At 71.4% G+C, this 13,490-nt stretch carries 14 protein-coding genes; 6 read left to right on the forward strand and 8 right to left on the reverse strand.

The genetic code is table 11. From position 1 onward, the window contains the following. Nucleotides 1-230 precede the first annotated feature (230 nt). A complete protein-coding gene (locus H7A73_RS17435; RefSeq protein ID WP_182067161.1) occupies nt 231-1,172 on the forward strand; it encodes a Ppx/GppA phosphatase family protein in 942 nt (313 codons plus the stop codon). Between the two features lie 12 nt (nt 1,173-1,184). Here the strand turns inward: H7A73_RS17435 and H7A73_RS17440 are convergent, their stop codons facing one another. After that, entirely contained in the window at nt 1,185-1,817 is a 633-nt protein-coding gene (locus tag H7A73_RS17440) for an antibiotic biosynthesis monooxygenase (RefSeq protein ID WP_182067162.1), read from the reverse strand. Between the two features lie 81 nt (nt 1,818-1,898). Here H7A73_RS17440 and H7A73_RS17445 point away from each other — a divergent pair, with 81 nt between their 5' ends. Continuing rightward, nucleotides 1,899-2,408 carry a DUF6328 family protein gene (locus H7A73_RS17445; protein ID WP_182067163.1) on the forward strand — a complete coding sequence of 170 codons (510 nt, stop codon included), beginning with the start codon at nt 1,899-1,901 and terminating at the stop codon, nt 2,406-2,408. 57 nt (nt 2,409-2,465) lie between these two features. Continuing rightward, on the forward strand, nt 2,466-2,948 hold the full coding sequence (locus H7A73_RS17450; RefSeq protein WP_182067164.1) for a hypothetical protein: 483 nt from the start codon (nt 2,466-2,468) through the stop codon (nt 2,946-2,948). A gap of 4 nt (nt 2,949-2,952) precedes the next feature. On the opposite strand, the gene H7A73_RS17455 is transcribed toward H7A73_RS17450, so the two are convergent. Beyond that, nucleotides 2,953-3,960 (reverse strand): Ku protein, encoded by a 1,008-nt coding sequence (locus tag H7A73_RS17455; RefSeq protein ID WP_182067165.1) that lies wholly within the window; start codon nt 3,958-3,960, stop codon nt 2,953-2,955. 135 nt (nt 3,961-4,095) lie between these two features. Between H7A73_RS17455 and H7A73_RS17460 the strand changes: the two genes are divergently transcribed. The 3 genes from H7A73_RS17460 to H7A73_RS17470 all read left to right on the forward strand — a co-directional run bounded on the left by H7A73_RS17460 (nt 4,096) and on the right by H7A73_RS17470 (nt 7,831). Next, the gene (locus H7A73_RS17460; RefSeq protein ID WP_182067166.1) at nt 4,096-4,986 is read left to right on the forward strand and encodes an SDR family oxidoreductase; all 891 of its coding nucleotides are present in this window, start codon (nt 4,096-4,098) and stop codon (nt 4,984-4,986) included. Beyond that, the gene (locus H7A73_RS17465) at nt 4,983-7,517 is read left to right on the forward strand and encodes an ATP-dependent DNA ligase (protein WP_182067167.1); all 2,535 of its coding nucleotides are present in this window, start codon (nt 4,983-4,985) and stop codon (nt 7,515-7,517) included. Before H7A73_RS17460 ends, H7A73_RS17465 begins: the two co-directional genes overlap by 4 nt. Before the next feature lie 158 nt (nt 7,518-7,675). Further along, nucleotides 7,676-7,831 (forward strand): hypothetical protein, encoded by a 156-nt coding sequence (locus H7A73_RS17470; protein ID WP_182067168.1) that lies wholly within the window; start codon nt 7,676-7,678, stop codon nt 7,829-7,831. A gap of 309 nt (nt 7,832-8,140) precedes the next feature. Here the strand turns inward: H7A73_RS17470 and H7A73_RS17475 are convergent, their stop codons facing one another. From H7A73_RS17475 to H7A73_RS17500, 6 genes are all read right to left on the reverse strand, one after another. Then, nucleotides 8,141-8,317 carry a hypothetical protein gene (locus H7A73_RS17475; RefSeq protein WP_155896953.1) on the reverse strand — a complete coding sequence of 59 codons (177 nt, stop codon included), beginning with the start codon at nt 8,315-8,317 and terminating at the stop codon, nt 8,141-8,143. 10 nt (nt 8,318-8,327) lie between these two features. Beyond that, nucleotides 8,328-9,302 (reverse strand): sugar phosphate isomerase/epimerase family protein, encoded by a 975-nt coding sequence (locus H7A73_RS17480; RefSeq protein ID WP_182067169.1) that lies wholly within the window; start codon nt 9,300-9,302, stop codon nt 8,328-8,330. 153 nt (nt 9,303-9,455) lie between these two features. Next, a complete protein-coding gene (locus H7A73_RS17485) occupies nt 9,456-10,139 on the reverse strand; it encodes a fumarylacetoacetate hydrolase family protein (protein ID WP_182067170.1) in 684 nt (227 codons plus the stop codon). Between the two features lie 33 nt (nt 10,140-10,172). Next, the gene (locus H7A73_RS17490; protein ID WP_017887493.1) at nt 10,173-10,388 is read right to left on the reverse strand and encodes a hypothetical protein; all 216 of its coding nucleotides are present in this window, start codon (nt 10,386-10,388) and stop codon (nt 10,173-10,175) included. After that, nucleotides 10,369-10,623 carry a hypothetical protein gene (locus H7A73_RS17495; protein ID WP_182067171.1) on the reverse strand — a complete coding sequence of 85 codons (255 nt, stop codon included), beginning with the start codon at nt 10,621-10,623 and terminating at the stop codon, nt 10,369-10,371. Before H7A73_RS17495 ends, H7A73_RS17490 begins: the two co-directional genes overlap by 20 nt. Nucleotides 10,624-10,712: 89 nt before the next feature. Next, nucleotides 10,713-13,169 (reverse strand): phosphoketolase, encoded by a 2,457-nt coding sequence (locus H7A73_RS17500; RefSeq protein ID WP_182067172.1) that lies wholly within the window; start codon nt 13,167-13,169, stop codon nt 10,713-10,715. Between the last annotated feature and the right edge of the window lie 321 nt (nt 13,170-13,490).

A 13,490-nucleotide genomic window follows, 5' to 3' on the forward strand; every position in this document is an offset into this window, starting at 1 on the left:
GTAGCACGGCGTCTCCACGCGTGATGCCCAACCCGACGCCCTCTCCAGGGACGGGGGCACTCGTCCCCCACACGACGCTCTACCGCTCTCGGTGGGGGTCGGGGCGTACGCCGCGACCGGGCCGGGCGCACAGGCCTCGTACCCGACCACCACCGAGCTGGAGGCGTTCCTGCGGGCGTGACCCGCGCCTCCCGTGTCGAACCGTCCCGGTGGCCCGCTAGCGTTGTGGCATGCGCGTGGGAGTCCTCGACATCGGGTCCAACACCGGCCACCTGCTCGTGGTGGACGCCCACGGCGGCGCCGCGCCGCTGCCGGCGTCCTCGTTCAAGCAGCCGCTGCGGCTGGCCGAGCACCTCGACGCCTCGGGCGCGGTGACGCAGCAGGGGATCGACGCCCTGACCACCTTCGTCGCCGACGCCGTCCGCGTCGCCGAGGAACGCGGCTGCGAGGACATGCTCGCGTTCGCCACCTCGGCGGTGCGCGACGCCGGCAACTCCGAGGCCGTGCTCGCCCACGTCGAGTCGTCCACCGGGGTCGAGCTGGCCGTGCTGTCCGGCTCCGACGAAGCGCGGCTGACGTTCCTGGCCGTCCGACGGTGGTTCGGGTGGTCCGCCGGTCGTCTGGCGGTCTTCGACATCGGCGGTGGCTCGCTCGAGATCGCCGGCGGTGCCGACGAGGCACCGGACGTCGCGTGGTCGATGCCGATCGGCGCCGCACGCCTGGCGCGCTCCTACTTCGCGGCCGGCACCCCGACCGAGGACGACGTCCGCCGCATCCGCCACGAGATCCGCGTGGAGATCGCCCGGGACGCCGGACGGCTGCTCCGCTCGGGCCGCCCGGACCGAGCGGTGGCGACGTCGAAGACGTTCCGGTCGATCGCCCGGATCTGCGGGGCCGCGCCGTCCGCCGCCGGACCGCTCGTGCCCCGCGCCCTCGACGGCGACGTGCTGCGGCAGCGGCTGCCGGAGCTGCTCACGATGTCGGTCGACGAACTCGCGGCGCTGCCGGGCGTCTCGGCGAGCCGCGCGCACCAGGTGGTGCCCGGGGCGCTCGTCGCCGAGGCGTGCCTGGACATCTTCGACCTGCCGGCCCTCGAGATCTGCCCGTGGGCGCTGCGCGAGGGCGTCATCCTCGAACGGCTCGACCAGTTGTCGGTCCTCGGGAACCCGTAGCGGCCAGTCGGTCTAGCCGCGCGGCTGCCGGGCCCGCTGTCGTCGCTGCCTCGGCGGAGCGAGCAGCCACGGACGGATCAGCTTCGTCACGAACGGCAGCACCCAGAACGTCATGATCGGTGTGAGCACGACGGTCGTGATGAGCACCCGGGGCAGGATCGCGACGTGCGTGAACGCGGGGACGAGCCAGGCCGTCAGGTAGGTGAACGCGAGGTTCACCGGGAAGAAGCCGAGCCAGATGCTCACGGACTGCTTCCACCGCGGGGGAGCGCTCGAGGCCGGGGCGTCCTGCGGGACGTCGAACCAGCCCTCGATGCCGGTGCGCTTCTCGACGCGGGACTCCACCACCAGGTCACGGCCCAGGTCGAGCCAGCGCAGCCGGTCGTCGGAGTTCTCCCACGTGGCCAGGGAGTCGTGGTCGGCGAACCGGTAGAGCATGTGCCACTCGCGGGACTGCGCGGTGGACCGCACCCACCCCGAGCCGAGGAAGCCGGGGTAGCGGTTCGCCAGGTTCACCCCGGACTGCACCCAGCGGGTGACCTCGGGGATGCGATCGGGTTCGACCAGTCGGGTGACGGAGACGGTGACGGGCGGGCCTGCGGTCTCGGATGACGACTGCAGGCTCCCAGGCTCTTGTGGAGTCATGCGACCAGTGTCCCGGACCCGTGTTTCCGGCTCGTGACACAGCTCGTCGGTCGTCGACGCGCCAGTGGGTAGGTTCGCGGTATGAGCGAGACCGAGCGCGGCCGGCACGAGACGCCGACGGAACGGTGGGACCGGAACTGGGTCGACATCCAGCAGGAGCTCCGGATCGTGCAGACCGGGACACAGATCCTCGCCGGGTTCCTGCTGACGTTGCCGTTCCAACAGCGCTTCACCAGCCTGTCCGACCGGCAGGAGACGGTCTACCTCGTGCTGGTCGTCCTCGCCGTCGTCGTGACCGTCGTGGCGCTGTCGGCCGTGGCGACGCACCGGCTGGTCTTCCGGCAGCGACAGAAGCACGACCTGGTCCGAGTCGGCAACGTCATCCTGCTCGCCGCACTCATCGCGAGCGCGTTGCTCTTCTCGGGGACGGTCTACTTCGTCTTCGACGTGGTGCTCGGTGGCGCCGGAGGCGTGATCGGCGGGGTCGCGGTCTTCGTGGGCACGGCGGCACTGTGGACCGCCCTGCCCTTCGGCCTGCGGCGGACCGAGCGTGACGCCGACGGAGCGAACGACCGGTCGTCGGCCGGCTGAACGAGTCCTCCGGCGGAGCGCACCGCTTGTCCAGCTCGATGGTCGACGGTGTCGGTGATGTCCGTCAACACCGCCGCCAACGCCGTCTCGGTCCCGCTGGGTCCGCCGATCGCCGCGCACGCCCTGCGGTACACCGCGATGTACGCGCCGAAGCCCTTCGCCGAGGCGCTGCTCGTGTACCGGGACAACGGCACGTACACGATCCTGTCCCCGGGCGAGGACCACCACGGCTGCTACGTCTCGGCGACCGATCCCGCCGAGGGGATGCGGCACGTCGCGTTCATGTCGTGGCCGTCCGCGGACTGGGGCCGGAACGTCGCGTCGCACACCCTGACCTTCGAGGCGGGGAACGGTGCCTTCACCCAGGAGCTCCGGCTGCCGGGCGACCCGGTGCCGAGGGCACAACACGGGTACGCGGTGCCCGTCGAGCACCCGGAGCGGATCGACACCGGTGCCGGGTGGAGCGCCCTGCGCGACGTGCACGCCGAGGCGTTCACCGTGCTGGAACGGTTGGCGGGCGGCGGGTCGACAGCGGCCTGAGCCGTCAGCTCGCCTGCTTCTTGGCGGCCGGCTTCTTCGCCGGCGCCTTCTTCGCGGTGGCCTTCTTCGGTGCCGACTTCGCGGGAGCCTTCTCGGCCGCACTGTCGGCAGCCTTCTTGGCTGGCGCCTTCTTCGCCGGCGCCTTCCTGCCCGAGCCGGACGTGCCCGAGGCGGAACCCGACGACGACCGTGAGGTCGACGACGAACGCGACCCCGAGCCTCCTGTCCGCTTCTTGTCGACGGACGCACGCAGGGCGGCCATCAGATCGAGCACGTCACCGCCCTCGTCGTCGTCCTCGTCGTCCTGCGCGCCGAAGGTCTTCTCGGTGTCGATGTCGTCGCCCGCCTCGAGCTTGGCGTCGATCAGCTGCTGCAGTTCCTCCTGGTAGGAGTCGGTGTAGCGGTCGGGGTCGAAGTCGGTGGACATGCTCTCGACGAGCGAGGACGACATCTTCAGCTCGTTGGCGCTGACCTTCACCGTCGTGTCGAGGGTCGTGAAGTCGGCGGCGCGGACCTCGTCACCCCAGAGCAGCCCCTGCAGCAGGATGACCTCGTCGTGCACCCGGAGCACCCCGAGCCGCGTCTTCTGCCGCAGGGTGAACTGCACGATCGCCAGGCGGTCGGTCTTCGCCAGGGTCTCGCGCAGCAGCACGTACGCCTTCGGCGAGCGCGAGTCGGGCTCGAGGTAGTAGGTCTTCTCGAACATCATCGGGTCGACCTGCTCGACGGGCACGAACTCGAGCACCTCGACCTCGTGCGACTGCTCCTCGGGGAGCTGCTTGAAGTCGTCCGCTGTGAGCACCACGGTCTTGTCACCGTCGTCGTAGGCACGCTGGATGTCCGCGTACTCGACCTCGTGGCCGAACTCACACACCCGCTTGTACCGGATGCGTCCCTTGTCCTCGTCGTGGACCTGGTGCAGGGACACGTCGTGCGTCTCGGTGGCCGCGTAGACCTTGATGGGCACGTTGACGAGCCCGAACGCGATGGAGCCCTTCCAGATCGACCTCATGCGCACATGATGCCCGCCCGCACGCGTGCGTGCCCGGAGCCGTCGGTTCCTCCACAGGTCCGCCGTCCGGGGGATCGTTCCACGGATGTCCGGTTCGCTGGACCACCGCGAGGCCGGCGCGAGCACGATGGGCCCATGAGCCAGCTCGACAAGCAGGACCCGCGCGACCAGTTCCCCCGTCCGCCGTTCCCCGCGCAGACCCAGCAGGGGTCCGGGCTGGCGAGTGCGATGGACCCCGCCCCCGACCACGGCGAGACGAGCTACCTGGGCACCGGGCGGATGCGCGGGTACCGGGTGCTCGTCACGGGGGCGGACTCGGGCATCGGGCGCGCTGCGGCGATCGCGATGGCGAAGGAGGGCGCCGACGTCGCCCTGAACGCCCTGCCCGAGGAGCGCGAGGACCTCGAACAGGTCCGCGACGTCATCGGTGACCTCGGACGCAAGGCGGTGCTGCTCCCCGGCGACCTGACGGACGAGGCCTTCTGCGACGTCCTGGTGCAGGACGCCGTGAGCGAGCTCGGCGGGCTCGACGCGCTCGTGCTGGTCGCGGGTCACCAGCAGGTGCACGAGGACATCACCGTACAGAGCACAGCGGACTTCGACCGCACGATGAAGGTCAACCTGTACTCGCTGTTCTGGCTCGTCCGGGCTGCCGTCCCGCACATGGCGCCGGGCAGCTCGATCGTCACGACCAGCTCCGTGTCGGCGTACCAGCCGCAGGACCGCATGATCGACTACGCCGCGACGAAGGCCGCGATCATCACCTACACGAACGGGCTCGCGCGACAGCTCGCGAGCAAGGGCATCCGGGCCAACACGGTGGTGCCCGGCCCGGTGTGGACGCCCCTGCAGCCGATCAGCTACCCGGGCGACGAGATCGCGGCGTACGGCCAGGACACCCCGTTCGGCCGTCCCGCCCAACCCGTCGAGCTGGGCAGCGCCTACGTCCACCTGGCCGGGCCCGAGTCGTCGTACACGTCCGGCACGACCCTGACGGTGGCGGGAGCGACCGGGGTGGCGCTGTGAGTCCCGCCTCGCGCAAGACCGTCGTCCTCGTCGGCGACCGGCGGCTCGCGCTCACGAACACCGACAAGGTGCTCTACCCCGAGACCGGCACCACGAAGGGTCGGGTGATCGAGTACTACGAGCGGGTCGCGCCGTGGATGATCCCGCACGTCAAGGACCGTCCCGTGACCCGGAAGCGCTGGGCCAACGGTGTCGAGGGCAAGGTCTTCTTCGAGAAGAACCTGCCCGACTCGGCTCCCGACTGGGTGCGGCACCACACCATCCACCACTCGGAGCACGACAACGAGTACCCGATCGTCGACGACCTGCCGACCCTGGTGTGGATGGCGCAGCAGGCCGCGCTCGAACTGCACGTCCCGCAGTGGCGGTTCGGTCCCCGCGGCGCGCAGCAGAACCCCGACCGGCTCGTCCTCGACCTCGACCCGGGCGACGGCGTCGGGCTGCCCGAGTGCGTCGAGGTCGCCGTGGCCGCACGCGAGATCCTGCACGGCATGGGGCTCGACCCGTACCCGGTGACCTCCGGCTCCAAGGGCATCCACCTGTACGCGGCCCTCGACGGCAGAACGACGACCGCGCAGGTCTCCGACGTCGCCCACGAGCTGGCCAAGGCCCTCGAGACGGACCTGCCGGACCTGGTGCTGTCGTCGATGAGCCGTGCCGAGCGGAAGGGCAAGGTCTTCGTCGACTGGTCGCAGAACAACGGCAACAAGACGACCATCGCCCCGTACTCGCTGCGCGGCCGCGAGCGGCCGACGGTCGCAGCACCCCGCACCTGGAAGGAACTCGAGGAACGCGGGCTCGCGCAGCTCACGTTGGACGAGGTCCTCGAACGCCTGGAGGCCCGTGGGGACTTCCTGCACCCGGTCGCCTCCGCCTCGCTGGCCGTCGGGCGCGACGACCACGGTCACTGGGACAGCGACCGGACCGAGCGCGCGAACGACGCCGAGCAGCCCGCACGTGACCGGCTCGCCGCCTACCGGGCGAAGCGGGACGCCTCGAAGACGCCGGAGCCCGTGCCCGAGGGTGCACCCACCGTGCGGAAGGACGGCACACCGACCTTCGTCATCCAGGAGCACCACGCCACCCGCGACCACTACGACTTCCGGCTCGAACACGACGGGGTGCTGGTGAGCTGGGCCCTGCCGAAGGGCGAGCCGACCGACCCCGGCAAGAACCACCTCGCCGTGCAGACCGAGGACCACCCGCTCGAGTACGGGGTGTTCGAGGGCACGATCCCGAAGGACGAGTACGGCGGCGGCACGGTCACGATCTGGGACGACGGCACCTACGAGCTCGAGAAGTGGCGCGAGGGGCAGGAGGTCATCGTCACACTGCACGGTCGGGCCGGCGGCGCTCGCCGCCTCGCGCTGTTGCACACCCGCGGCCGTGGCGGCGGGGACGAGAAGAACTGGCTCATCCACCGCACGAAGGAGCAACCCGAACGGCTGGCGGAGGGCGCCGGCTCTGCCGGGCCGGAGGTGGCGCGACGGGCGGACCGGCCGTCGGACGGGCACGGCGATGCGCACCGCGCCGGGCAGCGACGGATCAGCGGGGCCGCGGACGCCGAGACCCCGCCGTCGGAGCGCCGGACGATGCAGGCGACCCTGGCCAAGGGCGAGCCGCGGCTGGATCCGGCGGACTGGGCCTTCGAGATGAAGTGGGACGGGGTGCGCGCGCTGGCGACGGTCCGCGACGGGTCGGTGACCCTGCGCAGCCGCAACGACAACGACTTGACGGCCCAGTACCCCGAGCTGCAGGAACTGGGCGAGCGGGCCGGTGTGGACGGCGTGTTCGACGGTGAGATCGTGGCCGTCGACGATCGTGGCCGCCCCTCGTTCCAGCTGCTCCAGAACCGCATGGGCCTGACGAAGGCGCGTGAGGTCCGGAGTGCGCAGGAGACGACGCCCGTGCGGTTCCTGCTGTTCGACGTGCTCGAGGCGGACGGGCACGAGCTCACGCGGCTCGGCTACGACGCCCGGCGACAGGCACTCGAGACGGTCGTGGAACCCGGCGGTGCGATCGACGTGCCGCCGGCGGTGCAGGGCGACCTCGACGCGGTGCTGGCTGCATCGCGCGAGCAGGGACTCGAGGGCGTGGTCGCGAAGAAGCGGTCGTCGAAGTACGCCGAGGGCCGGCGGTCCGAGGCCTGGCTGAAGCTCAAGCACCACGCCACGCAGGAAGTCGTCGTCGGCGGCTGGAAACCGGGCAGCGGTCGGCGTGCCGGTGGGATCGGGTCGCTGCTGCTCGGGGTGCCCGGCCCCGACGGGCTGGAGTACGTCGGCAAGGTCGGCACCGGGTTCCGTGACCGTGACCTCGACGAGATCGCCGGTGTCCTCGCACCGCTGGAACGGAAGACCCCGCCGTTCGTCGACGTCCCACGGCCTGACGCGCGCGATGCGCACTGGGTCACACCGAAGCGCGTCGGTGAGGTCGAGTTCGCCGAGTGGACCGGCGACGGACGGCTCCGGCAGCCGTCCTGGCGTGGGTGGCGCGTGGACAAGGACCCGGATGACGTCGTGCGTGAGTCCTGACCCGGGTCTCGCCTTCGGGCCCACATGCGTGCGCATCGGGTCCGCCGGTGGCGAACATCCGTCCCCCGTCCGGAGCCTGCGCGGGGGACAGTATCGGCACCGCTGACCACGAGCGGCCGTCGGCTGTTACGTTCGCCGGGACGAAGGGGGCTCCGAGGATGAACTCGAGCAAGTACCTGCCGCCCTACACGGCCGCAGAACGCGTCGCGATCACGGGGGACGACCTGTCGCAACGGACCGTCGAACCGAGCGGCGGCACCACGGAGACCGAGGTCCGGTACGCGGACTTCCTCGCCGACGAGGACGACGACTGACCGAGACGGCCCGGATGCCTGACCGGGACGGCCCGGACGCCTGACCGCTCGACGGGCCGACAGACCCGACGGCCCGCACGCTGGATCAGGGAGCGCACGGACCGTCGCCGGGGCACGTGACCAGCCGGTTCAGGGAGACCGACCACGCAGCCCCGCACCGGGCTCGCCGAAGCGCCACCGGTGGGTCCACTGGTGAGACGTGCCGAGTGAGCGGATCGTCACACGAGCGGCAAGAAGAATCGCCGGGCGACCTCGATGGTCGCCCGGCGATCTCGTCCGTGCGGGGGTCCTGTTCGATCCAGGACGGGGTCAGGCCGCCGGCGCGGGGCCGTCGGTGGGCACCGCGTGGTCGGCCACGGGTGCGTCTTCCTCGATGAGCTCGTCCTCTTCCGGTTCGACCACCTCGGCCGCGGCGGCCTTGGCCTCGTCGATGGACTCCTGGGAACGGCGGAGCAGGTCGTCGTCGTGTGCTGCCTGATCGGTCATGTCCAGGAATCTACGCGGGCGTCCCTGTGTCGGCGTCCCGACGGCGGGCTCCGTGCGTCGGGTCGTGCCGGCTGGTGTGCGGTGGCTCGAAGTCCACCGCAGACGTCGGTGCGGGTGTCGAGGGCATCGCCGGGGCGGCCGGCGCGCCGAACGCGTCAGCGGCGTCGAGCACCGCGCGGGTGGCGGCGACGGCCGTCCGGAGCGCGTCGCGGACGGGCATCGCCCGGTGCGCCGGGGTCCGGACCTCGACGCCCCACGGTTCGTCGAACCCGAGCTCGCGCACGGTCCGCACGAAGCCGGGCAGGTCCCACGCCCCGGCACCGGGCAGGTACCGCGCCGTGCGGGACTCCTCGGCGAGGGTCATCCCGCTCGGGGTGTGCAGCAGTCCGTCGCTCAGCTCGACGGCCGCGAGGACCCCCGGTGCGACCCCCTGCCGGATCGACGCGAGGGTGGAACCGCCGCGGAGCGCGTGCATGGCGTCGATGAGCAGGCCGCCGTTCGGGTGCCCGGCGGCGGCGACGAAACGGCAGGCCCGCTCGACCGTGGGCAGGTTCGACCACGGTTCCGGTTCGAGCACGAGCTGCGCTCCGACCGCCTCGGCCTGGCCGGCGAGCACGACCCAGTCGTCGGCCATCGTCGCGGGGGAGGCTCCGGGCAACGAGGTGTCGGCGCGCGCCACCACCTGCCAGGCGCTCAGCGTCGCCGCGGCCTCGAGCACGACCCCGCGGTCGGCGTCCTCGTCCCGGGTGCGGCTCGTGCACGTCCACCACCGGTCGAGTGGTCCGAGCTGGACCCAGACGATGCCGGCGGCGTCGAGCATGCGCCGCAGTTCGGCGAAGCCCGTCGTTGCGCGGACCTCGTGCAGGTCGTCGAGGGACAGCGACAGGCCGGCGAACCCGGCGGCGCCGACGGCGTGCACGCGGTCGCGGACGCTCTCGTCGCCCGCCCACGTCCAGGACGTGGCGAGCAGGTCGTGTTCCAGCACGGTCGTACCTCCGGCAGTCCCGAGGTGTCCGCGTCGCCCCGTCGCGATGCGCCGCCCCGTGTCCGCCGCGGGCCCCACCCGCGACGATGCCCAAGACTTACCCGCGCTGCCTGCGAAGGCTCCCAGCCCGTCGACACATCGGCGACACGTGCTTCAGACGATCCGGGTCCGGACCTCGCCGACGCCGGCGATCGTGCCGACGAGCACGGCGCCGCGTTCCAGCGCACCGACACCGTCAGGAGTACCGGTCAGCACGAGGTCGCCGGGCGCGAGCGCCACGGACCGTGACAGGGCCGCGATCGTCTCGGCGACCGACCAGATCTGGTCGGCCAGGTCACCCGACTGCCGGAGTTCCCCGTCCACCGTCAGCTCGATCGCGCCGCTGGTCGGGTCGACCTCGGACGCCGGGGCGAGCGCCCCGATCGGTGCCGAGGCGTCGAAGCCCTTGGCCGTGTCCCACGGGCGCCCGAGTCGCTTCGCCTCGGCCTGCAGGTCGCGGCGGGTGAGGTCGATCCCGACGGCGTACCCCCAGACGTGTGCGAGGGCGTCGGCGACCGCGATGTCCGTGCCGCCGGTGCCGATCGCTACGACGAGCTCGACCTCGTGCTCCAGTTGCTGCGTCAGCGGCGGGTACGGGGTGTCGGCGCCGTCGACCACGACCGCGTCGGCCGGCTTGGTGAAGAAGAACGGCGGCTCGCGGTCCGGGTCGTGTCCCATCTCGCGGGCGTGCGCCGCGTAGTTCCGGCCGACGCAGAACACACGGCGGACGGGGAAACGCGCGCCCGTCGTCGTGGGCACGGTCGGGAGGCTCGGGGCCGGGATGACGAGTTCGGTCACGGTCCCAGCGTGGCAGGCCCGCAGGGCATCGGTTCAGCCCTCGCCGAAGGACGCCTCGTCCTTGAGCTTCCGCGCCCGGGCGCGCTCCTGGCGTTCGCGCCACTCGATGCGCGCTTGACGGAGCTCTTCCTCGGCGCCCTTCGCCCGCATCATGGGCCCGTAGTGCGGGTCTGCCAGCAGTGCGGGTGTCGTCAGTTCACGTCCGTCGAGCCATCGCTTGAAGTCCTTGTCACTCAGCTTCGAGATCATCGTTCGCTCCTTCGATCGTCGCTGCGGTCAGGTCGTCGAGTGCCTGACCGACCCAGCGGTCGTCCGCGGTCGTCCAACTGCGGGTCACCAGCGCAGCGGACATCACACCGGCGGCCGCGCGTTGTCCTTCGTCGTCCGAGGTCGCCCGGTCGGCGACCCATGACCAACGCTGCCACCACAGGTCGCGGTGCACCGAGAACTCTGCATTTCGCCGTCCGGCGCGCCCGTCGAGCACCGAGGCGACGAGCGCACCCAGCGCGACGGACGCGCTCGTGACCGGTCCTGTGGAGGGTGGCCGGGCCTCCCGGCCTGTAGAGGAGTGCGTCAGTTGCCGGGTGCGGCCGCCTCGGTCTCGCCCGCACCCGGGTCGCCACCGGTCCCGCCGCTGGCGGGCTCGTCCTGGGGCCAGCCCGCGAACTCCCAGCCCGCGAGCGACGGGTGGTCCTCGCCCTTCGTGTACGCGAACGTCCGTGCAGCGTCACGCGCCTCGGACAACTTCGTGAGCAGGTCGGCGTGCGCCTCCGCATCCACCCGCGTCAGGGCGTCGTGGGCCAGGGCGAAGCGGTCCATCTCGTTGCGCATGAGCATGTCGAACGGCGAGGTCGTCGTGCCCTGCTCGAGGAACCCGTGCACGTGCAGGTCGTCGTGTCCGTTCCGGCGGTACGTCAGCTGGTGCACGAGCGTCGGGTACCCGTGGAACGCGAAGACCGTGGGCGTGCCGGGCAGGAAGAGCGCGTCGTACTGCTCGTCCGGGATCGGGTGCTCGTGCTTGCGCGGGTCACCGAGCGCCAGCAGGTCGACGACGTTGAGCACGCGGACCCCGACGCCGGGCGCGTGCTTCCGGATGATGTCGGTGGCGGCGATCGCCTCGACCGTGGGGACGTCACCGGCGCAGGCGAGCACGACGTCGACCTTCCCGACGGCCTGCTCGGTGCCGGCGAAGTCCCACACGCCGAGTCCGGCCGCCGCGTGCGCGACCGCGTCGTCGAGGGACAGGAAGACCGGCTCCGGGTGCTTGCCCGCGACGATCACCTCGATGCGGTCCGTGGTCTCCATCGCGTGCGCGGCGACGGCGAGCAACGTGTTGGCGTCGGCCGGCAGCTTGATCCGGACGAGGTCCTGCTGCTTCGAGGCGACGATGTCGAGGAACCCGGGGTCCTGGTGGGAGAACCCGTTGTGGTCCTGTCGCCAGACGTGCGACGAGAGCAGGAGCGACAGGTTGGACACCGGCACACGCCAGTCGATGTCGGTCGAGGACTCCAGCCACTTGGCGTACTGCCCGACCATCGAGTCGATGATGTGGGCGAACGCCTCGTAGGTGTTGAGCATCCCGTGCCGACCGGAGAGCACGTAGCCCTCGAGCATCCCCTCGAGCAGGTGCTCGGACAGGACCTCGGTGACGCGTCCGCGTGCGGCGAGGTGCTCGTCGCCGGCGGCGCGCTGGGCCCGCCAGACGCGCGAGATCACGTCGAACACGGCGTCGAGCTTGTTCGAGATCGTCTCGTCCGGGCCGAACAGCCGGAAGGTCGACGCGTTCTTCTCGATGAGTGCGGCGAGCCAGGGGCCGAGCGTGCCCGTGGCCGACGCCGTGGAACCCGCCTCGACCGCGTACGGCTCGAGCGGCGGCCGGTCGAGCGCGGTCCGCAGCCGACCGCCGTTGCCGTGCGGGGTGGCGCTCATCCGCTCGTCACCGGTCGGGCGGATCGTGGTCATGATGCCGATCGGGTGGCCGTCCTCGTCGAAGAGCTCCTCGGGGCGGTACGAGCGCATCCACTCCTCGAGCTGGGCACGGTGACCGTCGTCCTCGCGCACCGCGGGCAGCGGCACCTGGTGCGCGCGGAAGGTCCCCTCGACCTGCTCGCCGTCGACCTCCTTCGGCCCGGTCCAGCCCTTCGGGGTGCGCAGCACGATCATCGGCCAGCGTGGACGCAGGTCCGCGGCGCCGGCGGGCTGCCCGGCGGCGGCACGGGCGGCCTGGGCGCGGGCAGCGGCCTGGATGTCGTCGATGCCGGCGAGGGCGCGTCGCAGGGCACCGTCGAACAGTGCGTGGACCGCGTACGGGTCGTCGTCGACGCGGCGGGAGTCGACCACGATCGGGTCGTAGCCGAGCCCGCGGAAGTACGCGGTGAGGTCCTCGTCGGGGATGCGGGCCAGGACGGTCGGGTTCGCGATCTTCCATCCGTTGAGGTTGAGGATCGGCAGCACGGCACCGTCGGAGACCGGGTCGAGGAACGTGTGCGCCTGCCACGAACCGGCGAGCGGACCGGTCTCGGCCTCACCGTCGCCGACCACGCACGCGACGACGAGGTCCGGGTTGTCGAGCGCCGCACCGTAGGCGTGCGACAGCGAGTAGCCGAGCTCACCGCCCTCGTTGATGGAGCCGGGGGTCTCCGGGGCGGCGTGCGAGGGGATGCCACCGGGGAACGAGAACTGGCGGAAGAACCGCTGCAGGTCGACGTCCTGGTACAGCTCGTTCCACGTGCCGTCCAGCCAGGCGTTCGCGTTCATCGCGGGGCCGCCGTGCCCCGGGCCGCAGATGTACAGGAACTCGCGCCCGGTCTCCGTGATCAGCGCGTTGCAGTGCGCGTACACGAGGTTCAGTGCGGGGGAGGTGCCCCAGTGGCCGAGCAGCCGCGGCTTGACGTCGTCGGGTTCGATCGGCCGGGTGAGCAGCGGGTTGTCCAGCAGGTAGATCTGCCCGACCGTCAGGTAGTTGGCGGCGCGCCACCAGGCGTCGACCGCCCGGAGCCGGTCGGTGGTGGAGATGTGTGCTGGAGCCATGGGTACACGGTACGAAACTCCGGGCTGCGGCACCTCAGGAAAGTCGTCCCAAACCGTTCGGGTGGGGGTGCCGAATGACTTGCACAGGGCAAAAGCCCAGGGCGCTCTCCGGTCACAGTTGGCCGGGCTGCAGCTTGCTCACAGCAAGTGTGCACACAGCGTGCACGTTCGGCCACCGGCCGGAGCGCCTCCAGAGCAAAGGACTGATCACGATGCGTAAGAGCCTCAAGACCTCCATCACCCTCGCCACGACCGGCGCCCTCGTCCTCGGCGGTAGATCGGCACAGCCGCCGGCCCGGCAAGAGCGACTGCGCGCGCGGC

The sequence above is a fragment of the Curtobacterium sp. ME12 genome, assembly GCF_903970855.1.
Lineage (GTDB): Bacteria > Actinomycetota > Actinomycetes > Actinomycetales > Microbacteriaceae > Curtobacterium > Curtobacterium poinsettiae_A.